General features: G+C 39.5%; 22 protein-coding genes and 1 tRNA gene. 20 read left to right on the forward strand and 3 right to left on the reverse strand.

The window, feature by feature from the left end; genetic code table 11:
• The first annotated feature begins 73 nt into the window (after positions 1-73).
• Positions 74-1,531, forward strand: a complete 1,458-nt coding sequence (locus ATE92_RS06720) for a hypothetical protein (RefSeq protein WP_232729127.1) — start codon at positions 74-76, stop codon at positions 1,529-1,531.
• Between the two features lie 2 nt (positions 1,532-1,533).
• Here the strand turns inward: ATE92_RS06720 and ATE92_RS06725 are convergent, their stop codons facing one another.
• Both ATE92_RS06725 and ATE92_RS06730 read right to left on the reverse strand, forming a co-directional pair.
• Positions 1,534-2,178, reverse strand: a complete 645-nt coding sequence (locus ATE92_RS06725; RefSeq protein ID WP_100802970.1) for a polysaccharide deacetylase family protein — start codon at positions 2,176-2,178, stop codon at positions 1,534-1,536.
• A gap of 4 nt (positions 2,179-2,182) precedes the next feature.
• Complete coding sequence (locus ATE92_RS06730) at positions 2,183-5,476, reverse strand: DUF2723 domain-containing protein (RefSeq protein ID WP_100802971.1); 3,294 nt, start codon at positions 5,474-5,476, stop codon at positions 2,183-2,185.
• A 217-nt stretch (positions 5,477-5,693) separates the two neighbouring features.
• Here ATE92_RS06730 and ATE92_RS06735 point away from each other — a divergent pair.
• Positions 5,694-5,766 (forward strand) — tRNA-Gln (locus ATE92_RS06735).
• A 182-nt stretch (positions 5,767-5,948) separates the two neighbouring features.
• On the opposite strand, the gene ATE92_RS06740 is transcribed toward ATE92_RS06735, so the two are convergent.
• A complete protein-coding gene (locus ATE92_RS06740) occupies positions 5,949-7,202 on the reverse strand; it encodes an NAD(P)/FAD-dependent oxidoreductase (RefSeq protein ID WP_100802972.1) in 1,254 nt (417 codons plus the stop codon).
• 108 nt (positions 7,203-7,310) lie between these two features.
• Between ATE92_RS06740 and hutH the strand changes: the two genes are divergently transcribed.
• From hutH to ATE92_RS06830, 18 genes are all read left to right on the forward strand, one after another.
• Positions 7,311-8,837: a histidine ammonia-lyase gene (gene hutH / locus ATE92_RS06745; protein ID WP_100802973.1), complete on the forward strand. Its 1,527-nt coding sequence runs from the start codon at positions 7,311-7,313 to the stop codon at positions 8,835-8,837.
• 3 nt (positions 8,838-8,840) lie between these two features.
• Positions 8,841-9,581: a 3-oxoacyl-ACP reductase FabG gene (fabG, locus tag ATE92_RS06750; RefSeq protein ID WP_100802974.1), complete on the forward strand. Its 741-nt coding sequence runs from the start codon at positions 8,841-8,843 to the stop codon at positions 9,579-9,581.
• A gap of 98 nt (positions 9,582-9,679) precedes the next feature.
• The gene (locus ATE92_RS06755; RefSeq protein WP_100802975.1) at positions 9,680-10,561 is read left to right on the forward strand and encodes a lipid A biosynthesis acyltransferase; all 882 of its coding nucleotides are present in this window, start codon (positions 9,680-9,682) and stop codon (positions 10,559-10,561) included.
• A complete protein-coding gene (locus ATE92_RS06760; protein WP_232729128.1) occupies positions 10,558-11,016 on the forward strand; it encodes a hypothetical protein in 459 nt (152 codons plus the stop codon). The genes ATE92_RS06755 and ATE92_RS06760 overlap by 4 nt, the downstream gene beginning before the upstream one ends.
• A 4-nt stretch (positions 11,017-11,020) precedes the next feature.
• A complete protein-coding gene (locus ATE92_RS06765) occupies positions 11,021-12,169 on the forward strand; it encodes a beta-ketoacyl synthase (RefSeq protein WP_100802976.1) in 1,149 nt (382 codons plus the stop codon).
• 24 nt (positions 12,170-12,193) lie between these two features.
• Positions 12,194-13,261, forward strand: coding sequence for a methyltransferase (locus ATE92_RS06770; RefSeq protein ID WP_100802977.1), 1,068 nt, complete (start codon positions 12,194-12,196; stop codon positions 13,259-13,261).
• On the forward strand, positions 13,258-13,881 hold the full coding sequence (locus ATE92_RS06775; protein WP_100802978.1) for a 3-oxoacyl-ACP synthase: 624 nt from the start codon (positions 13,258-13,260) through the stop codon (positions 13,879-13,881). The genes ATE92_RS06770 and ATE92_RS06775 overlap by 4 nt, the downstream gene beginning before the upstream one ends.
• Positions 13,881-14,138, forward strand: coding sequence for a phosphopantetheine-binding protein (locus ATE92_RS06780; protein ID WP_100802979.1), 258 nt, complete (start codon positions 13,881-13,883; stop codon positions 14,136-14,138). The genes ATE92_RS06775 and ATE92_RS06780 overlap by 1 nt, the downstream gene beginning before the upstream one ends.
• Before the next feature lie 4 nt (positions 14,139-14,142).
• Positions 14,143-15,339, forward strand: coding sequence for a beta-ketoacyl-[acyl-carrier-protein] synthase family protein (locus ATE92_RS06785; protein WP_198515639.1), 1,197 nt, complete (start codon positions 14,143-14,145; stop codon positions 15,337-15,339).
• Positions 15,336-16,361: a beta-ketoacyl synthase chain length factor gene (locus ATE92_RS06790; RefSeq protein WP_100802980.1), complete on the forward strand. Its 1,026-nt coding sequence runs from the start codon at positions 15,336-15,338 to the stop codon at positions 16,359-16,361. Before ATE92_RS06785 ends, ATE92_RS06790 begins: the two co-directional genes overlap by 4 nt.
• A gap of 140 nt (positions 16,362-16,501) precedes the next feature.
• Complete coding sequence (locus ATE92_RS06795) at positions 16,502-17,128, forward strand: polysaccharide deacetylase family protein (protein WP_157809578.1); 627 nt, start codon at positions 16,502-16,504, stop codon at positions 17,126-17,128.
• Positions 17,112-17,747 carry an outer membrane lipoprotein carrier protein LolA gene (locus ATE92_RS06800; protein ID WP_100802982.1) on the forward strand — a complete coding sequence of 212 codons (636 nt, stop codon included), beginning with the start codon at positions 17,112-17,114 and terminating at the stop codon, positions 17,745-17,747. The genes ATE92_RS06795 and ATE92_RS06800 overlap by 17 nt, the downstream gene beginning before the upstream one ends.
• A 33-nt stretch (positions 17,748-17,780) precedes the next feature.
• Positions 17,781-18,152 (forward strand): 3-hydroxyacyl-ACP dehydratase, encoded by a 372-nt coding sequence (locus ATE92_RS06805; RefSeq protein ID WP_100802983.1) that lies wholly within the window; start codon positions 17,781-17,783, stop codon positions 18,150-18,152.
• Between the two features lie 22 nt (positions 18,153-18,174).
• Positions 18,175-19,377 carry a DUF2062 domain-containing protein gene (locus ATE92_RS06810; RefSeq protein ID WP_100802984.1) on the forward strand — a complete coding sequence of 401 codons (1,203 nt, stop codon included), beginning with the start codon at positions 18,175-18,177 and terminating at the stop codon, positions 19,375-19,377.
• Complete coding sequence (locus tag ATE92_RS06815) at positions 19,370-21,820, forward strand: MMPL family transporter (RefSeq protein ID WP_100802985.1); 2,451 nt, start codon at positions 19,370-19,372, stop codon at positions 21,818-21,820. Before ATE92_RS06810 ends, ATE92_RS06815 begins: the two co-directional genes overlap by 8 nt.
• Positions 21,807-22,691: a cupin-like domain-containing protein gene (locus ATE92_RS06820; protein WP_100802986.1), complete on the forward strand. Its 885-nt coding sequence runs from the start codon at positions 21,807-21,809 to the stop codon at positions 22,689-22,691. Before ATE92_RS06815 ends, ATE92_RS06820 begins: the two co-directional genes overlap by 14 nt.
• Positions 22,684-24,360 carry a C45 family peptidase gene (locus ATE92_RS06825; protein WP_100802987.1) on the forward strand — a complete coding sequence of 559 codons (1,677 nt, stop codon included), beginning with the start codon at positions 22,684-22,686 and terminating at the stop codon, positions 24,358-24,360. The genes ATE92_RS06820 and ATE92_RS06825 overlap by 8 nt, the downstream gene beginning before the upstream one ends.
• Complete coding sequence (locus ATE92_RS06830) at positions 24,357-25,652, forward strand: phenylacetate--CoA ligase family protein (protein ID WP_100802988.1); 1,296 nt, start codon at positions 24,357-24,359, stop codon at positions 25,650-25,652. Before ATE92_RS06825 ends, ATE92_RS06830 begins: the two co-directional genes overlap by 4 nt.
• Positions 25,653-25,658 lie beyond the last annotated feature (6 nt).

Here is a 25,658-nt window from a genome sequence, read left to right on the forward strand (position 1 = left end):
TAACATAAATTTCTAAGCTATTTTTCCATTTGATGCTATTTTTGTTTCAATGCTAAGTTCTTATCCCCAAATTATGAAAAAGAAAAGTACCTGCTTATCCGGATTGGCTTTTGCTATGCTTTCCGTGATACTATTTATGAGTCCAATCGCCTACGCCCAAGTTGGAATTGGAACAACAAGTCCGGATCCTACATCAATTCTCGATGCATCCTCTACCACTAAGGGTCTGCTAGCCCCTCGAATGACAACCGCACAAAGAACCGCCATCACAACTCCGGCAAACAGTTTACTGGTGTATGATACAGACCTTAGCGCGTTTTACTATTACAATACACCTACTACGTCATGGGTGAAAATTTCCGGAGAACTTGACAAGAGAGATAACTTTGTACTTGTAAAGAGTGAAGCCGATTTTCCCACCCCTTCAGGTGGCGTAATTACCCTTGATGAGAATACCTATTATGAAATAAATGGGGTTATTTCACTTTCAAACTCCATTAATTTAAACGATGCTTATCTGGCGGGAATAGATGCCGGAGAAGATATCTTATTGTCTTCCGGCACCCTGTTTGTTGGAACCTCAGGAGGGAGTATACGAAATGTTACTATCGCAGGAGGGGGAACAGCTTTCAATATAACCGGTGGTAGTTCCTTGCTGCTTCAGAATACAATAATAAATGGGATGGCGAGTGTGGGAACCATCTCCAATTTGGGGTTGTATTTTTCGAACATAGTTCAATATGTAAATAACACTTCCGGAATTACCTATTCAAATATTGGAAATTTATTATTGAGTAATCAGGGATGGTTTTCCAGTAATTCGGGAACCTATGAAAAACTTACAGGTAATTTTAGTCTGGTAGAGAAAGTAAGTGGATTCAGTTCTGTAAACGGAAGCAATATTGGTTTTGATGTAAGTGCAAATCCCACAGTGGCTAGCGGAGTGCTTTTCGGAACTCCTTTTTCGGGAACCAGCACTCAATTTATCAATCGCTATACGTCGGGATCATATCCCGGATATAATTTTACCAATTCGTGGACTGTAAATTGCCCTGGTATTCCTAGAGAATCTGATGATGTAGCTTCAGGAAATATTTATTTTAACGGAACTATTACTACCGGATTTGTACAAACGGTTAATAATAGCAGTGAATTTAATCTTTCCGGTAATACAGTTACAAATACAACTACCGCTGTCAACTTATTCAGGGTTTCCTCAGATACCAATAATCGTCTCACCTATGTTGGGAAGAAAACTCGAACTTTTCAAATCGATGCAGCCCTTTCAATACGTGGAAATAGTGGGACCGGCGACTATTATGCCTTTTTTATAAAGAAGAATGGAACGACCACTCTTACAGAGACAAACACATTAATGAGAGTTAATAATACTTCCGATATTTCGAGTAATTCGATCTCGGGAACAGTAGAGCTGGCACCCAATGAATACATCGAAATCTGGGGGCAGAGACTTGTTGGTTCCGGAACCACCTCCATTACCGTGTTTTCATTGAATGTGAATATAAAATAGAATTATATAGCCTTACACAACCAATTTTTCTGGATACAATATTGTAAAACCTTCGGGAGTGTATACTGAAGGTTTTTTTTTGCTTTTATACTGTCGTGAAAGATAACAATACTCCCCGGACGTATATTCTTCAGCACATTCTGAAGGCATTTTTCTTCTGAAATTGTCGCGTCAAAATCGCCGCTTAATACATCCCACATAATAATGGAATAGCCCTCTTTCCTAAGCTTTTTTGCCTGCCCGGGTGTGAGCCGGCCATAAGGCGGACGAAATAATGATTTGCGATGTGCGAATGAAGATTGAGTGCTTTCAATTTGAGCTTCAGCTTCCAGTACATTTTTTATGTAATCTGAAGTTTTTGTCCTGGCGCCATTAAGATGATTAAAAGTGTGATTTGCAATAGTATGCCCTTCCGATTTGACCTTCTGAAAGATATCCGGGTGTTTTTTTATATTATCACCAATACAGAAGAAAGTAGCCTTTGCTTTGTGTTTTTTTAATTCTGAAAGCACCCACGGAGTTACTTCAGGAATGGGGCCATCGTCGAAAGTGAGATAGATGGCGTTATTTTTATTCGAAAACGCCCAGATTCGTTTCGGAAAAATCCATTGAACAAACTTGGGCGTTTTGACAATATAGGGAATCATGTGTTTATTGGCTATTCAAATCCATAGCGTCTTGTAACGCCGAATCTAATACGCTTTGCAAAGAATCTTCAACAGGAGCTTTTTTCTCTGCATCCACACCTTCATTTTCATTATAGAAATGACTGAACAACTTTATATAACCATTAAATTTGGTAGCTTCTTTTTTGGCGAATTCTTCGTTTTCCATCACAATTAAAATGTCCACCAAACTTCGGTAGCGTTCCATATTGCTGATTATTTCATCGGCAATAGAGTACTGTCTCTTAATTTTCATTCCACTGAAATACAGCAAATTTTCCTGATACTTTTTGGAAACAGCTTCATAAACAGTACGTGCTTTTTCCGGTTTTTCAATTTCGTAGTAACCTAAGATGAAAGGTTCCAGTAAAGAATAATATTCGAAATAATCTACCGGCATTTTTTCCATTGCCAAATCCAAAATCTTTTCGGCCTTGTCCCATTTACCTTCATTGATAAGTGTTTCGGCCAAGCGTGCCAAATTACTTCGATAGGTAATTCCGTTTCGGCGTGTTTCGGTATCGTGATAAATATCCGGACTTCCACTGTTACCCCAGTCCCAACTCATTACGTTAGCGTACATTTTTTCGCTGTCTATTCGACCCATATCGAACGGATTTCGCTTATCGACCTTTGTTCTTATAGGCACTAGTTTATAGACCACGCCGTCTAATTGAAGGTAATCCTTCATCCATAAATAATCGTCGTCTCCAAAGGCACCACCACTAAAATAGATAGGGCGCTCCCAATTGTTGTTGGCAACTACATCGAGCATCATCATACGGTTTTTATAAAGCACCTCACCTTTTAAAACAATGTCTATATACGGAACAATTTTATCGGCATCTTTTTGTGCAACTATCCCATTACGCAGCACCGCTTCCTTGTCTACCGGAATTCGAATAACTTTGGATGGGAAGGTATTCGCCATATGACCGCTTTGAAGTTCAACCTTGGCAGATTGACTGTTACTGGCAACCCAATTCATCCATGTTTTAATGTCTATGGTGTCTTGTTTGGTTTCCTGAAAGAATAGAAAGTCTCTGGTTCCAACCTTATAATCGTCGTGTGTTAATTGTGAAGGAATAGGGTCACTGGTAAACGCCTTCTTTTTCATATCATCAATGTACCAATCTGTTTGAAACAGGCTCGTATTTACAATCCGGACATCCTGTCTATATCCTTCTATATTCTGTGCATACCACAGTGCAAACGTATCGTTATCACCAATGGTAAAGAGGATGGCATTTTCATCACAGGAGTCTAAGTACATTTTTCCCATAGACTGAGCCGTGTATCTTCCTGAACGATCATGATCATCCCAATTTTGAGTCGCCAATAAAACAGGAGCGGCCAATGCTGTTGCTATTATTACAATTGGAACGGCCAACTTGGGTTTAATGTATTCTTTTGCCATTTCGAACAAAGCGTAGACCCCAAATCCAATCCAAAGTGCAAACACATAAAAGGATCCTACCAGAGCATAATCTCGTTCTCTGGGTTCGAAGGGTCTTTCGTTGAGGTAAACTTTTAGTGCCAGTCCTGTAAAAAGGAAAAAGATAAGTAATACCCAAAAGCTTTTTTTATCGTTTTTGGCATGAAAAACCAAACCTAAAATCCCCAGTAGTAAAGGGAGGAAGAAATAGGTATTTCTTGCCTTATTGTATTTCATATCACTGGGCAGATTGTCCTGTGAGCCTAATCGTAAAGCATCCACAAAGTTAATTCCACTAATCCAGTTGCCATGTAAATCGGTATACTGACCTTGAACATCATCCTGGCGTCCCGAAAAATTCCACATAAAATAGCGCCAATACATATACCCGAATTGGTATTCGAACATAAAGCTCATATTCTGCCAGAATGAAGGCTTTTCAATATCTAAAAAAGGACTGAAGTCTTGTAGAAACGAACTGAAATCGTCAGTGTCCACCAAGCCTTGCGCATTGGCTTCTTTAAAGGCATTTACCTCGTCGATTAAACGTTGTTCACCGCGGTATTCTCGTTTAACACTGAAATTCAACCCGTTGGTAAATTCCATGTAATTTTTGGCATGCTCAATACTCCACATTCTGGGTAGATATGCCTTTTGGGCGTCGTCGGTATTCTGACTCGCATTTTTATAATTATTGACAATCACATATTTCCCTGCCTTTTCGTCTTTTTCGTACTTAGGCTTGTCGTCTTTATAGGGGTTTTTTGAATCCAGCCCTGCGTAGGTTTCGGTAAATAACGGACCGTAAAAAAGATGTGTTTCAGGGTATTGCTCCCTGTTGTAGTACGCCAGTAATTCTCTTGCATTATTAGGGTTATTTTCATTGATCACTGTTCCTGCGTTAGCCCGAATAGGAAGCATTAACCAACTTGAAAAACCGATAAAAATAAAGAGTACACAAAGCAATAAGGTGTTAAATTGTGTATAACCTTTGTTTTTGGTGTAGCGCAACCCGAAGTAAAATAATGCGATAAACACAAGGCCTGCAATGATGGTCCCTGAATTGAAAGGAAGTCCAAGACTGTTCACAAAGAATAACTCCGAACCGCTGAAGAACTTCATAGTCATGGGTAGCAGTAGCTTAAAAATAAACAGCAAAATTGCAACCACTACTATGTTGGCAATGATGAAATTTTTTATGGTAATGGTCTTGTAATTTTTGAAGAAATACAGAAATCCCATGGCGGGGATGGTTAATAACCCCAAAAAGTGAACGCCAAATGATAGTCCTATAAGGAAGGCAATTAAAATCACCCATCGATCGCCTCGGGGCGTGTTCATTTCCCGTTCCCAGCGAAGTGCGCAATAGAATAATGCCGACATGATACAGGTGGCTGCTGCGTATACTTCGGCTTCGACGGCGTTAAACCAGAAGCTATCGGTGAACGCAAAAGCAAGCGAGCCGACTGCGGCAGATCCCAGAATTGCCATGGCGCTGTACTTTGTTAATTCCTCTTGTTTTGTAATCACATTTCGCAATAAGATGGTGAGTGACCAAAACATAAAAAGAATGGTAAATGCACTCGCAAAAACCGACATTAAATTAATGGTCAATGCAATGCTTGACGCTTCCATTGCGAAGATGGAAAAAAAGGCTCCCAATAACTGGTATAGCGGTGCTCCGGGCGGGTGACCTACTTCGAGATTGCTCGCTGTGGTGATATACTCACCCGCATCCCAAAAACTAGCTGTAGGCTCTACCGTAAGCCAATACGTTAGTAAGGAGATGGCAAACACAGACCATCCTAAAATATTATTCCATTTGGTAAAGTTAAAGGAACCCATAAAAGTGATTAAATTTTGTTGGGACGAATTTACTAATAATATAGCTAGTGTCCGGTATGAAATATCACTAACGTGTTAGGGGTAAGGTTATTTTGTAATAGACGGCTGAAAAATGCTTTTTTTGCCAAAAAATGTTTGTACAAGAGAAACTTTGTATTAAATTTGCACCCTCTTATGCTTAACTGCGTGGAGAGACAAAGGGCACAGCCCGATGTATTGGCCTATGGTGTAACTGGCAACACGTCTGGTTTTGGTCCAGAAGAGTCTAGGTTCGAGCCCTAGTAGGCCAACAAAATATGAAGTCCCAATCTTGAAATAGGTTGGGATTTTTGTTTTTATCGAATTTATTGTGGGGCGAGAAGTTTATCCTGAGCGACGCCGAAGGGAGCCCTAGTAGGCCAACAAAATATGAAGTCCCAATCTTGAAATAGGTTGGGATTTTTGTTTTTATAAACTTTTGAATGGGTACAATCTACGATTTGGGTTGCTGCTTCGTTGTTTCAATATCAATTACATTCGCCAGCGTTTTTACAAGTCGGTTGTGATTTTTCACAAAAGGATTACTTTTATCCCAAACATAGCCTGCCAGTACAGCACAAATTTGTTTTTTAATTTCAGGATTCTCAGGGCGATGGAAAAATATTTTCTGAAGATTTCCCGTATACCATTCCTTTACATAGGTCGCGAATACATCCACACCTTCCCGCATATACTCTGAATATTCCTTTTCCCAATCGACCGCTTCATTATTCACTTGCCGAGTAATTAATTTGGCAGCCTTTAAAGCAGATTCGGTTGCAAAAGTGACTCCCGATGAAAAAACCGGATCCAGAAATTCGGCACTGTTCCCTGTTAATGCATAGCCCTTTCCATACAAACGGGTAACCGATTTGGAGTAATTTTTAATTTCTACAGGAGGAAACAGAAAGTCAAGATCTTTTAGCCGGTCGTAATAGTAATGCGACATTTTTAACATGTCCTTGAGTTTTTCGGTAGTTGTACCCGAATAGGATTCAATCAATTCTATAGGTCCCACAAAGCCGATGCTGGTTACACCATTAGAAAACGGAATGACCCAGAGCCAGACGTCATCCGTAACCACATCGAAGGTAATTAGTGTACCTTCGGTACCCTCAGGGCGATTGGGTTCTTTTACGTGTGTGAAAATGGAAGCGTGTTTGGGAAGTTCGGAAGGTTTGTCTAAGCCCAATAATCGTGGAAGCACACGGCCGTAACCACTCGAATCTATAATAAATGAAGCATTTAAAACAGAGAGATTCCCGTTCTTGTCTTTAAGGGTGGTTTTCGAATTTCCTTCAGGATCAAAACTAACATCCACTACTTCTTCTTCAAAAGTGATGTCCACTCCTTTTTCAATAAGCGTGTTAGCCAAAACATTGTCAAAATCGGCTCTGGGAACCTGCCACGTCCAATCCCAACCCGGGGTATGCTTTTTGCTGAAATCGAAATTACAAACAACACCGTTTTTTAAAAAGCGAGCGCCCCGCTTAATTTCGAAGTCCATTTTGTTTAGCGAATCCAGAAGTCCAACCTCCTCAAAATGGTCCATGCAACGGGGAAGCAGACTTTCTCCAATAACAAATCTCGGGAACTTGCTTTTTTCGACTACCTTTATTTTTAATCCTTGATTTTGCAGGTAAGCGGCTGCAACACAACCGGAAGGACCCGCTCCTATGATCAATATATCTGCTTTGCTTTCATTCATAGGCTATGTAGATTATAAAAACTATAATTATTATACATTTGCATACCAAAATAACTACTTTGCTTTCAGTTATTATAGGATTTTTTTAAAAAGTTGAGGCTGTTGTAAATGATTACACTTAAAGGTAAATTAGAGATAGAAGATTTTTTCAGCATAGTGTTGAAGGAAGAGTCTATCTCGTTAGATAAACAAGTGCTTCAAAAGGTGAAGGATAGTTTTGAATTTCTGAAGAATTTTTCAGAAAATAAAATTATCTATGGGGTGAATACAGGTTTCGGCCCTATGGCGCAGTACAAAATTGAAGCTGCTCAGCAAGTACAGCTTCAGTATAACTTAATACGAAGCCATGCTTCGGGGACCGGGAATTTAATTCCGCCTACCTATGTAAAAGCTGCGATGCTTGCCAGACTCAATACTTTAAGTCTGGGAAATTCAGGCGTACACATTTCGGTTATCAATTTAATGACCACCTTAATTAATAGAAACATTACACCGGTTATTTATGAACACGGGGGCGTAGGAGCCAGTGGCGATTTGGTGCAGTTGGCACATATGGCATTGGTGCTTATAGGGGAAGGAGAAGTTTTTTACAACGGAAAAAGAACGAATACTAAAGATGTTTTTAAAGCCGAGAATTTGCAACCCATCACTGTTGCATTACGTGAAGGAATCGGATTGATGAATGGTACTTCGGTGATGACGGGAATTGGTATTTTGAATACAATTTACACACGCAGATTACTGAATTATATGATAGCCTGTTCCTCGGCGATTAATGAAATTGTTGCAGCCTATGACGATCATTTGTCGCTGGAACTCAATCTCACTAAAAAACATTCAGGTCAGCGAAAAATTGCCGAATTAATGCGGGAGCATCTTAAGGATAGTACGCTCACTCGAAAGCGAGAGCATTATTTGTACAATGGGATTTCGGAAGCAACCTTTTTTGAAGAGAAAGTCCAGGAATACTATTCGCTTCGTTGCGTACCGCAAATTTTAGGTCCTGTTTTAGATACCCTTAATAATGTTGAAAAAATTGTAATTGAAGAGGTGAATTCGGCCAATGACAATCCCATTGTGGATGTTGCCAAAAAACAAGTGTATCACGGCGGTAATTTTCATGGAGATTACGTTTCTCTGGAAATGGACAAGCTAAAACTTGTGGTAACTAAAATGAGTATTCTTGCCGAACGACAACTTAATTATTTACTGAACTCAAAACTGAACGACATACTCCCTCCCTTCGTAAATTTGGGGCAATTGGGCTTAAATTTCGGGATGCAGGGGGTGCAGTTTACGGCTACTTCAACCACAGCCGAAAACCAGATGCTTTCTAATCCGATGTATGTGCACAGTATTCCTAACAACAACGACAATCAGGATGTGGTGAGTATGGGGACGAATGCGGCGTTAATCACAAAAAAGGTAATTGAAAATGCTTTTGAAGTAGTTGCCATCGAGTTAATAACAATCGTTCAAGCCATTGAATATCTGAAAGTGCAGGACAAAGTTTCGGTCAAGACAAAGGAATTGTACGATGCAATTCGGGAAATTGTACCCGTGTTTACCGAAGATGTGGTAATGTATCCGTATGTAAATAAGGTGAAAGATTATATTATTAATTCGGAAGACTAAATAATGGCTCTATTAAAATATGCTCTTGTAACAGGTGGTTCCAGAGGAATTGGAAGAGCGGTCTGCATTCAATTGGCCAAGGATACCGATTATGCTATTTTAATAAATTATAACAGCAACGAAGCCGCTGCAAAAGAAACCTTGCGGGAAGTGGAAGGTGCCGGTGGGAAGGGCGAATTACTGGCGTTTAATGTTAGCGATGCGGAAGCGGTAAAGGATGCGTTAGATAGCTGGCAAGAGCATCATGAGGAAGCGATTATAGAAGTAATTGTAAACAATGCCGGAATCACCAAAGACGATTTATTTGTGTGGATGAAGCCCGAAGATTGGAACAATGTCATAAACACGAGTTTAAACGGATTCTATAACGTAACCAGACACCTTATTCAAAAATTATTGGTGAATCGTTACGGGAGAATCATCAATATAGTTTCCTTATCGGGATTAAAAGGAACTCCCGGTCAAACAAATTATTCGGCTGCCAAGGGAGCTGTAATAGCCGCAACAAAGTCGCTGGCTCAGGAAATTGCAAGACGAAATATCACTGTGAATGCAGTCGCCCCGGGGTTTATAAACACCGATATGACAAGTGAGTTGGACGAAAAGGAGCTCAAAAAAATAATTCCGGCAAATCGTTTTGGCGAGGCCGAGGAAGTTGCACATCTGGTGTCGTTTTTAGCTTCAAATAAAGCATCTTATATTACCGGCGAGGTCATTAATATAAACGGGGGCATTTATTCCTAAAACATCCTTCCTTTTCAGATTAAAAAATTCGCGTAATTTTACCAAAAGTTATTGGTACATATATTTCATAAAAATCATTAAAACCTTTCTAAAAACGGATGGCGGCAGAATGGGACGGAAAATCCAGAGGTACAGTTTTAGGATTTAAAATATTTATTTTCTTTATCAAAAATTTTGGCGTGAATGCATCGTATGCCTTGATGCATCTGCCCATTCCTTATTTCTGTATGTTTTCCAGAAAAAATGTACGAGGCCTTTATTATTATTTTCGAAGAAGGAAGGGCTACTCATGGTTTAAAAGCTCAATTAGTATTTATAAAACCTATTATGTTTTCGGGCAAACGCTGGTGGATAAAATCGCCATCTCTTCAGGATTAAGAAAACGATACACCTATGAGTTCGACGGGGAGGAAAAAATTGCTGAGGTCTTAGCGCTTAAGAAGGGCGGAATTTTAATAAGTGCCCACGTTGGTAATTTCGAACTGGCACAGTATTTTTTTACGCGACGATTAACCAATGCCTCTATTAGTATTGTAATCACAGATCAGGAGCATCGTGAAATAAAGGAATTGTTAGACCCGTATTTAAAAAAGGACAGTACCCAATTTATTATTATCAAGGAAGACCTTTCTCATATCTTTGAGATAAACGCTGCACTAATGCAGAACCGTATTATATGTATTGCCGGAGACAGGTATTTAAACACTTCTAAATGTCTGGAAGCAGAGTTACTGGGTAAAACTGCCAAATTTCCTTTGGGTCCCTTTCAAATTGCTACTCGGTTAAAGGTGCCTGTGTTATTTGTATATGTGATGCGGGAACCCAAAAAACATTACCATTTGTATGCCAGAAATGTAGAAGTAAAAAACAGAGATGCGCAGGATTTGCTTCAAAAATACACCAATAATGTCGAACGCGTTTTAAATAAATATCCGCTACAATGGTTTAATTTTTATGATTTTTGGGATGACATAGCATGATGGAAAACACAGAATCATATCGACTACCAATTACCAATTCAGAATTGATAAAGGACTTAATTCCACATAGGGAACCTATCATTATGGTCGACACCTTGCTCACCTGTAATTCGGCGAGGGTTGTTGCACAATTGAAAGTTTTAGAGGATAGTATTTTTGTTGAAAAGGGGTGGTTGTCTGAAACCGGATTACTAGAACACATGGCTCAAACTGTTGCGTTACATGCGGGATACGAAGCTCTGACTAAAAAATCAAAACCCATGGAGGGCTACATTGGTGCAATAAAAGAAATGACAATTGCCCGTTGTCCCGAAATTGGAGAAGTAATTACTACCGAAGCAGAAATTTTATATGAGGCTTTGGCGATGACGCAAGTGCAAATTACCTCAAGGATAGACAAACTTCAAATAGCCACCGCAACAATGACCACTGTAATGAGGGGGAAAGAAAATTGAACGCATGAAGCAGGTATATCTCTCATACAACAACATTATCTCCCCACTTGGTTTCGACAGTAAGACCGTGGTGGAAAATGTTTTAAAGGAAAAATCCGGAATTTCGGAGGTCTCCAACCCAAAACTTTCTCCGGCATCGTTCCATGCTTCTTTAATTTCTTCTGAAAAACTATCGGAAGCCTTTGCAGCTTTAAATCTTTCAAGTGACTACACCCGATTAGAAAAAATGCTGTTGCTTTCCTTACACAAGGTAATATCAAAAGCCGGTATTTCCTTGGATGACAAAGTTGGACTTATAGTTTCCACCACAAAAGGCAACATAGACGTGCTGGAGCGAGCAAGCAGATTTGCTGAAAAGCGAGCCTATTTAAGTGAATTGGGAAAGCTTATCAAAAATCATTTCGGATTTAAGAATGAAGCCATTGTTTTGTCCAATGCCTGTGTTTCGGGTGTTTTGGCTGTGGCTATTGCGAAAAAGCAAATTCAATCGGGCTTGTTCGATCATGTGTTTATAGTTAGCGGCGATATTATTTCGGCCTTTGTGGTTTCGGGATTCAATTCTTTTCAGGCCTTGAGCGACGCCCCTTGTAAACCGTACAGTGAAAACAGGAAAGGTATTTCTTTGGGAGAGGCGGCAGTTTCTGTTTTGGTCACTTCCAATCCCGAAGGGCTCGCACCCGAAGCTGTTGCAATACTGGGAGAAGCATCCTGCAATGACGCAAATCATATTTCGGGACCCTCCCGAACAGGAGAAGGCTTGTTTCGCAGTGTGAAAGGAGCGTTAAGAGAGGCTTCGATACAACCGGAAATGATTGACTATATTTCGGCGCATGGCACCGCAACCTTATTTAACGACGAGATGGAAGCCATCGCATTCAATAGATTGCATATGGCGAATATCCCTCTTAATAGTTTAAAGGGCTATTTTGGTCATACGTTGGGAGCCTCGGGTTTGCTGGAAACTGTCATTGGCATGTATTCGGCCCATGAAAATACCTTATTTACATCCTTGGGATTTGACAAATTAGGAGTTTCAAAACCACTGGCTGTAATTGAAGAAGTAGCTGCAAAGCCCATTAAAACTTTTCTGAAAACTGCTTCAGGATTTGGAGGGTGTAATACGGCTGTCATTTTTCAAAAAGTGAATTTATAAATGTTTATAACCAATAAAGAATAAATGTTAAAGAAAAATATAAGAGCCATAGATGCGCTTGAAGAAGCACAAAGGATTGCTTTTGCTCCTTTTATCTTTCAAACTACTGTTGCCCTGCGGGAATTAGGGGTTTTGACCTTTATTTTTGACAGAAGATTGCAGGGTGGCGCTTCGCTTGAAGACATAGCCGAAATGACAAATGTTAGCGAGTACGGTATAGGAGTATTATTAGAACTGGCCGAAAGCACCGGTATTGTTGCAATCAATGAGGCTCAAAAGTACGAACTTACTAAAACAGGTTACTTTTTAAACTACGACAAGGCCGTCAATGTGAACATCAATTTTGCAAATGACGTGTGCTATAAAGGCATGTTTCATTTACTTGAAGCCATTAAAACAGGAACACCTGCCGGGCTACCCGAACTGGGAAACTGGCCAACCATTTATGACGGATTGTCCCAATTACCTCCCGAAATACAAAAATCGTGGTTTGAATTTGATCATCATTATTCGGACGATATTTTCGATGAAGGGCTGCAACGTGTCTTTGAAAGTAACCCGAAAACGATATTCGATATTGGCGGCAATACCGGAAAGTTCGCGATTCGCTGTTGTCACAACAACGCGAATGTACATGTAAAAATAATCGATTTGCCGGGACAGCTTTCAAAAGCCTTGGCCAATGCTAACAAGGAAGGATTTGGCAATCGGGTTTCGGGATTTGAAATCGATTGGCTGGCACCAAATCCACAACTTCCAAAAGGAGCCGATACCATCTGGATGAGTCAGTTTTTGGATTGTTTTTCTGAAAAGGACATCCTGAATATTTTAAAAGCTTGTGTCGCGATAATGGACACCGATACGGAGTTGTTAATCACTGAAACATTTACCGATCGCCAAAAGTTCGATAATGCAAAATTCGTACTGGAAGCCACCTCCCTTTATTTTACAGCGCTCGCAAACGGAAACAGCAAAATGTATCCTTCCGAAGTTTTTATAAGGCTGATACAAGAGGCAGGATTGCATATAGAAAGAGATATTTCATTAGGGGAATACCACACCTTATTTATTTGTAAAAAAAGCAGCCATTGAACAAACAATTGTACATAAAAGACTATTGTCACATCAAGAATAATACGATTTTCGTAAATGACTCCGCACTTTTTCAAGCTGAAGAATCTTTGGATTTTTCCGAATTTTTTAATGCAGCTTATAAAAATTTAAATATCAATTATCCGAAAGCTTTTAAAATGGACAATCTCAGTAAGCTTTCGTTTTTGGCAGCCGATGTATTGCTGAAAGACGATAAAATTTCTTCAGAAACAAATAGAGATATAGCCCTTATTTTTTCAAACAGCGCCTCCAGTTTAGACACCGACCGTAAATATCAGAAATCAATCGACGATGCCGCGCATTATTATCCGAGTCCGTCGGTTTTTGTATATACCCTGCCCAATATCGGGATGGGGGAGATAAGTATTAAACACCGACTGTTTTCTGAAAATAGTTTTTTTATATTTGACCGCTTTAACGCGACCTATTTACATCACTACGCCGTGAGTATGTTAAGTACCAATAAAGCAAAATACGCGCTTTGCGGATGGGTAGATTTCGATGAAACAGCTTATGAAGCATTTTTATATTGGGTAGGTGATAAAGGAATTATTCCTCATACCGAAGCCATGATAACAAATTTATATACTAAAAATTAATGGATACCTTAAAACAAGAGCTCAAAGAAAATATTATAGAATGCCTTAATTTGGAGGAATTTACACCGGCCGATATTGCAGATGATGATCCGCTATTTGGAGATGGGTTAGGGTTGGACTCCATTGACGCCCTGGAACTTATTGTAATGATGGATAAGGAGTATGGAATAAAATTAGTCGATCCGGGGAAAAGCAAGGAAATTTTTCAATCCGTAGAGGTTTTAGCACAATACATTGCCGAACATCGAAAAAAATAACAGCATATCACCCGGCGTAGCCGTTACCGGAATGGGAATAATTTCGGCAATAGGGAATTCGCTGGAATCTAATTTACAATCTTTACGTTCCTCTACTTCCGGACTTGGAGAAATAACACATATTGCCACCAAACATGCCGCTGAAATAAAAGTAGGAGAGGTTTCATTTACGAATGCCCAAATGATAGCACATCTGGGGCTTCCCGAATTGAACAATTATTCCAGAACTGCTTTGTTGGGTGTCATTGCTGCCAAAGAAGCAATTCGCAATGCAGGAATTGTAGAAATGACTTCAGTTAAAACAGGATTGATATCTGCAACAACGGTTGGAGGGATGGATTTGACCGAACAATACCTAAAACAGTTTGTATCACAGCCGCAATTGCAAAAATACATATCGGCTCATCAGGCGTCGGACAGTACACAAAAAATAGCGGAACAATTAGGAATAAAAGACTTTGTCACTACCATAAGCACTGCTTGTTCATCTTCAGCTAACGCGATCATGCTGGGTGCGCGAATGATAAAAGCGGGTAAACTGGATCGGGTGATTGTTGGAGGAACAGATAGTTTGGCGAAATTTACAATCAACGGCTTTAAAACCTTGATGATTTTATCGGATACCTATTGCAAACCTTTTGATGCAAACAGAACAGGCCTAAATTTAGGTGAGGCAGCGGCATATCTGGTACTCGAATCGGACGCGATTGTTCAGGCGCAACAAAAAAAAGTATGGGCCTATGTTTCAGGATATGGGAATGCCAATGATGCGTTTCATCAAACCGCTTCTTCACCAACAGGGGAAGGCGCATTTTTGTCGATGCAAGGTGCTTTAGAACTGGCCGGACTTCAACCAAATGATATTGATTATGTCAACGCTCACGGAACGGCTACCGCGAATAACGACCTTTCAGAAAGCATTGCGCTACAACGCATTTTTTTAGAAAAAACGCCCGATTTCAGTAGTACAAAACCCTTTACGGGCCATACCCTGGCCGCAGCCGGAGCTGTAGAAGCTGTATACTCGATTTTGGCTTTGCAACATGCAATTGTCTTCCCGAATTTAAATTTCTCTGAACCTATGCCGGAAACCGGGATGGTGCCTTCTGTGGAGCTTCAGCAAAAACAACTGCAACATGTGTTATCTAATTCATTTGGCTTTGGAGGAAATTGCTCCTCTCTAATTTTTACAAGGGCATGAAAAAATGTTATATACATAGCGCTGCTGCCATTTCTGCTCAAAATACATTTGATACAGATGAATTTTTAGATAAAATTAGTACTGTTGCAACGCCTAAGACTGCTGCACAACATCCTAATTATAAAGATTATATTTCCCCTGTGGCGAGCAGGAGAATGGCTACCGGTGTAAAAATGGGAGTTGCTGCTGCAACTAAGGTACTACAAACGGCAGGAATTGAACAGCCCGATGCGATTTTAACCGGAACCGGAATGGGATGCATCGAAGACACCGAAAAATTTTTAAACGGTATTATCGAACACGATGAAACATTTTTAACCCCTACTGCCTTTATCCAGTCAACGCATAATACTATGGGCGCTCAAATCGCGCTGGGATTGCAATGCAAAGCCTATAATTCTACCTATGTTCACGGTGCTCTATCGTTTGAATCGGCTTTATTGGATGCTTCACTTTTACTGGAATGTGGAGAGGCGAATACGGTTCTGGTAGGAGGGGTGGACGAATTGGGAAATGAATTTGTCGATTATGTACAAATGTTGGAATCTCAACAGAACAAGGGGATTACAGTGCCTTTTGGGGAAGGAGCGACTTTTTTTGCAGTCTCTTCGGAAAGAAAACCACAGGCAGTTTGTTTGACAGACATTGAGAGTATATCGACTGCTTCTGTTGAAAAAGTTAAGGAGCGATTTGAAGCATTTCTGAAGCAAAACTCGTTGGAAGCAAATCAAGTGGATGCAGTAATTCTGGGAGTGAACGGAGATAGTTTTGACGAATATTACGAGGCGGTTTGCACATCTTTCTTTTCGGAAACAAAACAAATTCAGTACAAACAGTTGTCAGGGGAATATCATACAGCTTCCGCATTTGGGCTATGGCTGGGCTGTGAAATTATTAGACGACAGGAAATTCCGCAGGCTGTTGTCAGAAATTTTTCGGACGGGAAACGACTAAAGAATATTGTTCTCTACAATCAATTTAAAGGCGCTAATCATAGTTTTATTTTGTTGGAAGGATGCTGAATTTCAGAAAATTTACACTCATTTGTATTGTAATTGAAGCAGGATGTGTGCTCAGCGCTCTATTTTTTGAGATAAGTGTTTTTTGGGTTTTTCTTATTTTCTCTATTTGGTTTTTCGGAATAATTGCGGGGTCCTTTTCCATGAGCTGGAATTTTCATCTTTCGGCCTACACACACAATTCGAGCCCGGCAAATAAAGTAGTTGCCATTACTTTCGACGATGGACCACATCCTGAGTATACTCCGGTGGTTTTAAAACTGCTTTCCGATTTTAATGCAACGGCTACCTTCTTTTGTATTGGGAATAGGGTTGAAGAATATCCGGAAGTACTAAAATCGATAGTTGCCAAAGGCCACGAAATTGGAAATCATTCCTATTCCCACAGCCCTTTTATCGATTTTAAGGGACAAAATTCGTGGGAAGCAGAAATAAATAAGACGGATGCCATTATCGAGCAACATACAGGTCATCGCCCTTCACTCTTTAGGCCTCCGTACGGAGTAACAACCCCTCCCTTATCGAATGTAATAAAGAAGAGTTCACATAGGGTTATTGGCTGGAGTGTTCGCTCCTTCGACACGGTAATTAAGAATCCGAATTTTCTTTTAAAACGCATTACCAAAAAAATAAATGCCGGAGATATAATCCTGCTTCATGATACCCACAAGAACATCCCGTTCGTTTTGGAACATTTATTGCTATTCCTCAGCGAAAAAGGTTACAAAACGGTATCCATAACTCAATTGCACAATGATAAAAGTTCATAATATTATAATTGTTCTTAGCATCACACTGGGAATACAGGTGGCTTTTGGACAGGAAAAATTATCCTTAACCGAACAAAAGGCACTACAGGAATTAGTAACAGCGAACGCATTGACCACCAGAAGCATTCTAAGTGACTTCGAACAGACAAAACATATAAGTGTTTTGGAAAACGATATAACCAGCAAGGGAAAACTGGTTTTTAATGCGCCCGATAAGATTCGTTGGGAGTATAAAACACCTTATAAAAATGTCGTAATTTTTAAGAATAACAGGCTCTATGTTGATGACGGAACAAAAAAGAGCGACATCGATTTAAGTTCTAATAAGATGTTCAAATCCTTAAATTCCTTAATTGTGAATAGTATCAAAGGAGATATGTTCGATACAAATCAGTTTGATATTTCCTACTTTACAAGTGACAAGGGTTATTTGGTTACATTTATTCCGAAGGAAAAGCGATTGCATAAATTCATTGCCTCTTTTGAATTGATTTTTTCAGAAAAAAATGGCGAGGTTTCTCAAATAAAATTGATAGAACCCAATGAGGATTATACCGTTATAATTTTCAGAAACAAAAAACTAAACGTTGAAGTCTCGGAGGCGCTGTTTAAATTGTAAGGTTTTTAAAAGCAGGAAATAAGTATTTAGTATATGTTGCTTCAGGATTTCTATACCATTTTAAATAAACAACCAATCGATGAAAATTCGATTAGGGTTGTTATTAAACTAAATAAACTTCATTCCATATTCAAAGGGCATTTTCCTGAACTTCCTATTACTCCGGGGGTGGGAATGCTTCAGATATTGAAAGAAATTTCAGAAGACCATATTCAAACTAGCTTGCATATGGAGCGGCTTTCAAACGTAAAATTTCTGACGCTTGTAGATCCGAATGTAAATGCTACCCTGTCCTTTCATTTAAATTTTCAGAAGGAAAATAAGCACTTTAACGTTAAAAATAATACTACTTTTGAAGATGGAACCACAGTGTTCAAATGCAGCGCTGTGTTTATAGAAAAATAAGCCGATTTACAAAACCGGGTACATGGAAGTACACACCGTTAAAAACCTATGTAAGCACTACAAGATTTGTGTCGTAATCCCTACGTACAACAATCCAAAAACACTGAGAAATGTCTTGGACGGGATTCTGGTGTATACCCGGGATGTTATCTTGGTGAATGATGGCTCCGGGGAGGAAACTAGTACAATTCTCAAAGAATATCCTCAAATTGAACAGCTTCATTTACCAAAAAACAAAGGCAAAGGAAATGCTTTAAAAGTTGGATTTAAACACGCCTTACAATTGGGCTTTGAATATGCCATAACACTCGATAGTGATGGTCAGCATTATCCAACAGACCTTCCTGTTTTTGTTGAAGCGCTCGAAAAACATACAACAAAGGACATTTTAATTATTGGCGACAGAAATATGAACGAAGCCGATGTGTTGGCAAGTAGCAGTAAAGGCAATAGGGTTTCCAGTTATTGGGTTAGAGCCGTTACAGGTTTAACGCTTAAGGATTCGCAGTCCGGATTTCGATTATATCCTATTAAGGCAATGGAAAATATCCGCTTTTTTAAAAACACAAGGAAGTTCGAATTTGAGGTGGAAGCGATCGTAAAAGCACATTGGGCCGAAATTGAAATCATGCATGTGCCCATCAATGTGTTGTACGATATGAAGGAACGGGTTTCTCATTTTCGTCCGTTTATGGATATCGCTCGTATTGTAGTATTGATTATTTGGTTTTTACTAGTGAAGCTCTTTTATATTCTTCCGCGCAATCTTTTTCGGCGGTTAAAAAAAAAAGGAGTAAAGCGATTCTTAGTTGAAGATTTTCTTCAGAATCAGGACTCTCCAAAAAAGAAGGCCTTGTCCATAGCATTGGGAGTCTTTTTAGGGTTATCGCCGCTTTGGGGATTTCATACCATCATCGTCATTTTTCTGGCCATTTTTTTAAAACTGAACAAGGTCATCGCCTTCGCTTTTTCAAATATCAGTTTACCGCCCTTTATTCCGTTTGTTCTTTACTTTAGTGTTCAAACCGGAAATTTTATTCTTGGAGAAGAATCCACTTTTACACTCACGTCCATGAGTGAAGAATTTAATGTGGCAGATCAGGTAGGGTCGTATTTGCTGGGAAGCATTACCCTTTCTATCACCATGGCTCTTGTTTTGAGTCTTTTGGGATATATTGTTCTCAGTCTGTTCGACCGAAAAAAAATTGTAAAGCAAGATGCATAAGGGGTTGTACCAAATATATAGTTACTTAAAAAAACGACCCTTTGTCTTTGGCCTGAGTTTGTTACTTGTTTTTGGGAGTCTAATCGCTGTAGCAACTCAGATTCGGTTCGAGGAGGACATTTCGCGACTAATTCCTACTACGTCTCAAAATAAAGCCTTGCAAAAAGTATTGCAAACTGCGAATTTTTCAGATAAAATAATAGTGAACATTCGGCGAGAACCAGAGGGTACATTGGAAGACCTTACCAATTTTGCCGAAACTTTTATCGATAGCATTTCTGAAGCAAACGATTACATACAAGAGATTCAAGGCAAGGTAGAGGAGGAAATCATATTTGAAACGCTGGATTTTGTATACGAAAATGCACCACTTTTTCTCTCAGACCATGATTATTCAGTGCTGGCTGACAAAATAAGTAAAGACAGTATTGATGCACTAACCGAAGCCAATTATAAAACGCTTGTTTCGCCTTCAGGAATTGTAGCTAAGAAAACCATTGTAAAAGACCCGCTCGGTATTTCCTTAATGGGTGTTCAAAAGCTAAAACTTCTGGGTCTTCAGGACGGATTTATTTTAAAAGAAGGTTTTCTGGTAAGCAAAGATGAAAATAACCTGTTGCTGTTCCTCACCCCTAAATACGATACCGGAGAAACCGATAAGAATGAACAACTGGCAGCATATCTTGACGAGCTTAAAGGCGAGCTTAATAGCGAATTTTTTAATAGAGCTACAGTTGAATACTTTGGAGGTGCAATTATTGCTGTTGAAAATGCAAAACAGATAAAGAACGATATTCTGCTTACAGTGGGAATTGCGTTGTCGTTGTTGTTGCTTGTCTTTATCTACTTCTATAAAAAACTAATCATTCCCGTTATTCTATTAATTCCTACCATTTTTGGAGGATTAGTAGCACTCGTAATTTTGTGGAGCATCCGCCCCGAAATTTCGGCAATTTCGTTGGGGATAGGGTCTGTTTTACTTGGAGTTACCTTAGATTACTCCCTACATATTTTGACGCATATCAGGAATCACAAGGCGATGGATCGCTTGTTTATTGATGTGACGAAGCCAATTTTAATGAGCAGCCTCACTACGGCAATGGCTTTTTTGTGTCTGTTGTTTATAGATTCTCAAGCGCTTCAGGATTTGGGGATTTTCGCCGCAGTTAGTGTGCTAAGCGCCTCTGTCTTTGCGCTTATTTTTATACCTCAGGTGTATAAAGGAGCTGGAAATACAACGCAGCGACATACCTTTTTGGATTTGTTTGCAGCCTATCCTTTTCATAAGAACAAAATTTTTATAACGGCGATTGTATTGCTTATCATCATCAGCGCATTCACCTACAATAGCGTAATTTTTAACAAAGATCTTTCTCAATTAAACTACGAGTCACCTTCCACCAAAAAAGCGCAATATAATCTCGAAAAATTAACAGGTGGCGCTTCGAAATCTTTGTATGTAATTGCTTTTGGAGATGATTTAGAAAGTGTACTAGAGAATAATGATACTGTATTTGAGACGCTTCAACAGCGAAAGGTGCAGGGTGAAATCACAGGATTTAATTCGATAGGAGGATTGGTTAATTCGCGTAAAACACAGCTTCAGAAAATCAACAATTGGGATACATTCTGGACGGTTGAAACCATAAATAACACTCAGAATCAACTTATAGAAAGCGGGGCACAATTTGGATTTAAATCGAATACGTTTCAGGAATTTTATGCGCTTTTACAAAAAGATTTTGTCCCCTTAAACCTTGAAGACTATAAACAATGGAATGGGTTGGCGATCGACGATTTCATTGCGTCAAAAGATAATTTTTACACCGTGACTACACTTGTAAAAATACCGGAAACTTCAGCGCCCTTAGTTAAAGATGCATTTAAAGACAATCCGGATGTATTAGTAATTGACAGGCAGGAAATGAACGAGACCCTGCTGGGTAACCTTAAAAACGATTTCAATAAATTAATTATGTATTGTTTGGGGATAGTGGTTTTATTGCTCTTTCTGTTTTACCGAAATATTAGACTCACGGTGATAACGGTACTACCAATTATTATAACCTGGTTTATCACGATTGGCCTAATGGGTCTTTTTAACATAGAGTTTAATATTTTTAATGTAATAATTTCGACTTTTATATTTGGTTTAGGTGTAGACTACAGTATTTTTACTACCAACGGTCTGCTTCAGGAAGAGGAATTAGATATGAAGGCATTGATAACCCATAAAACGGCTATTTTGCTTTCCGTAATCACCACAATGATGGGAATTGGGGTTTTAGTTTTTGCAAAACATCCGGCATTGTATTCCATTTCTTTAGTATCCATGATAGGAATTTTCTCTACCCTGATCATCACATTTACGTTACAACCTTTGTTTTTTAAGTTTATTTATTCGAATTCAAAAAAAGGGAAGCATACCAATGGGAGTCATTAAAACAAAATCAATTCCTCGGGTGAAGAATATTTCGAAGGAAGAATTTTTGAAACAATTCTACAAGCCTCAGCGTCCGGTGGTTATTGAAGATTTAAGTAAGGACTGGCCGGCTTTTGAAAAATGGAATTTAGACTACATCCAAAGTCTGGCCGGAGATCAAATTGTTCCCTTGTATAATAATGTCCCTACCAAAGGCAGGAAGAAATCGGTCGTGCCTGCAAAAAAAATGAAATTGTACGATTATATAGACATTTTAAAATCGGGCCCTACCGATCTCAGAATGTTTTTTTACAACGTGCTAACCAAAATGCCCGAGCTTACAAAAGATTTCAGATATCCGGATATTGGTTTAAAATTTTTCGAAAAGCTACCCGTTATGTTTTTTGGAGGCGAAGGATCCAAAGTACTTACGCATTACGACATGGATTTGGCCGATTTGGTTCATTTTCATTTTCACGGAACCAAGAGTGTGACCCTTTTTGCTCCGGACCAGGCTAAGTATTTGTATAAAGTTCCTTTTACCGTCCACAACCTGGAAACTATTGATATGGATCATCCAGATTTCGAAAAATACCCGGCTTTGCAACAAGCAAGGGGGTTTAAAGTAGAGATGAAGCATGGGGACGCCTTGTACATGCCAAGTGGATATTGGCATTACATAACCTACCTTGACGGCGGATTTTCTATCACCCTAAGAGCCTTTCCAAGAAAGCCAAAGAAGTTACTGAAACTGTTGTCAAACCTTCTTTTTATGAGAAATTTTGAAAATGGTATGCGGTATCTCTTCGGACAAAAGTGGACCGATTTTAAAGAAAATTGGGTGCTTCAAAAATTAAATAAACGCTATTATAAAACACATCCCGATGTTTAAATTTCGCTTGAGACATATTGGATGTCTTTTGCTATTATTTCTTGTCGCCTCCTGTGGTGTTAACAAAGGGTTGCACAATCGCCCCGATATTTCAAAATACAATGCTGCCATACCGGAGCGTATTACCATTAACGATTCTACCTTCCATGCAGGCAACAGCTTCCTTACAAAAAACAAACAGGGTCTTTGGGAATTGTATGTAGAGGGCGATCCCTTGGAGAGAGGTCTGCTCACGGGAAGTCTTACAAAAGCATTAATGGACAAGCAGGAAGCTGTATTTTTCAACAAGATAAATGAAATGCTTCCGTCCACGTCATGGCAAAATTTCCTGGGTAAATTTCTCTCATGGTACAATCGAAAAATGTACCTCCACGTTCCCGAAGAGTACAAAGCCGAAATTTACGGAGTCTCCCGTTTCGCTTCCGGCGAGTTTGATTATATGGCAAGCCCTTACCTTCGGGCTCTGTATCTGCATAGTGCGCATGACATAGGACACGCATTGCAGGATCTGGCATTGGTAGGTTGCACCTCTTTTGCAGTTTGGGATGATAAAACGGAAGATGGAAACCTTCTCTTAGCTCGTAATTTCGATTTTTATGCAGGCGATGCTTTTGCTGAAGAAAAAATTATTGCTTTTGTAAATCCTTCTGAAGGGTATCCCTTTATGAGCGTAACCTGGGGAGGAATGATTGGCGTGGTTTCGGGGATAAACAATCAAGGTCTTACGGTTACCATCAATGCGGCAAAGTCGAAAATCCCACTAATTGCCAAAACACCAATCTCTATTGTAACCCGTGAAATTTTGCAATACGCATCTACAATCGAAGAAGCGGTTGCCATCGCAAAAAAGAGGGAAGTATTTGTTTCTGAAGCAATTCTCGTGGGAAGTGCAAAGGATAAAAGAGCAGTTTCAATTGAAGTAGCACCCAACAATTTTGGGGTATATGACGTGGCGAATTCCTCTGAACTTATTTGTTCAAATCATTTCCAAAGCGATGTGTATAGTAATGATCGAAGAAATTTACAATCGATAGCCGAAAGTCATACCCAATACCGCTATGAGCGTATGAAAGAATTATTGGACAAAAACGACAAAATCAGTCCCAAGAAGGCGGTTGCAATTCTTAGAAACAAAGAAGGGTTGAATGATAAGGATATCGGCTTCGGAAATGAAAAGGCTTTAAATCAGCTGCTGGCGCATCACGGCATCGTCTTTAAACCGGCCGAATTAAAAGTTTGGGTTTCTTCCAATCCGTATCAATTAGGAGAATTTGTCGCCTATGATCTCAATACAATTTTTACAAACCGAAACGGAAACCCTTTGGCAGAATCATTGGCACAAACATCACTTGCTATTGCTGAAGATCCATTTGTCTCTTCAGTAGCATATAAGGACTATGAAGCCTATCGGGTTTTGGAAAGGGCCGTTGAAAGCGCCATAGCGAATAAGGAAAAGATACTGCCCGTAACAATAACCGAATTACAAGCTAAAAACCCCAACTATTGGAAAGCCTATTATCTAAGCGGAAAGTATTACCTTCAACAGGGGTATGAGGCAGCCGCCCTAAAGGCTTTTGAAAAGGCCAATTCTTTGGAAATTACCACAAAGCCCGATCGAGAAGAAGTGGAAAAATATATCGCCAAATTACGCAGGAAACTGAAGCAATGATACCCGAAATAGAAAAAGCATCTCAAGAAGAAATTAAGGCGTTTCAGGAAGTAAAACTGAAAGAGCTCCTTCAATACATTGCGATTAATTCTCCCTATTACAAGCGAATTTTTAAACAACATGCCATAAAGCCCGAAACGATTTCTGGGCTGAACGACTTGCAAAAGCTTCCGGTTACTACCAAAGAACAATTACAACAGTTTAACACGGAATTTATATGTGTGCCAAAAAGTGAAATTGTCGATTATGTCACTACTTCTGGTACTATGGGAGATCCGGTTACCTTCGTTTTAACCCATAAGGATCTCGACAGATTGGCCTATAATGAAGCGATAAGTTTGGCTTGTTCGGAAATTACAAAAGACGATGTGTTGCAATTGATGACTACTATGGACCGCCGATTTATGGCGGGCCTTGCCTATTTTTTGGGTGCCAGAGAACTGAAAGCGGGAATAATAAGGGTAGGCTCCGGTGTGCCCGAGTTGCAATGGGATTCTATTCAAAAATTTAATCCCACCTACCTTATCGCGGTACCTTCATTTTTACTGAAATTAATAGAATATGCCCAACAGCACAAAATCGATTTAAATAAGTCGGGTGTAAAAGGGGCTATTTGTATTGGTGAACCCATTCGTGAACAGGATTTTTCATACAATGCCCTTGCCGAACGCATTGTGACTCAATGGGACATCAAATTATATGCAACTTACGCTTCCACCGAAATGAGTACTGCATTCAACGAATGTAAACTCCAAAGGGGAGGACATCATCATCCCGAGTTGATTATAGTTGAGATTTTGGATGAATTTAATAATCCTGTCCCGGAGGGAGATACCGGCGAATTGGTGATTACCACCTTGGGAGTTGAAGCGATGCCATTGCTGCGTTTTAAAACAGGAGATATGGTCGCGTCGCATACCGAAGCCTGTTCCTGTGGTAGAAACACCATGCGTTTGGGGCCGGTTGTTGGCCGAAAGCAACATATGATTAAATATAAAGGAACAACCCTGTATCCGCCGGCACTATTCAATGTACTTTCGAATTTTAAAGAAGTTGAGAATTTCGTTTTTGAAATTTATAACAATGAATTAGGCACCGATGAGATTCTTGTGAAGATAGGCAGTTTAAATCCGTCAGATGAACTCTTAAAAGACATCAAAGATCATTTTCGAGCCAACTTACGTGTCACTCCGTTGATAGAATTTCACAATCCGAATACAGTAGAAACTCTTCGTTTTCCAAAACTAAGCCGAAAACCACAACTTATTATTGACCATCGCATTAAAGGATAAAGGGAG

Origin of the sequence: Ulvibacter sp. MAR_2010_11 (assembly GCF_002813135.1) — a bacterium.
Taxonomy (GTDB): domain Bacteria; phylum Bacteroidota; class Bacteroidia; order Flavobacteriales; family Flavobacteriaceae; genus Altibacter.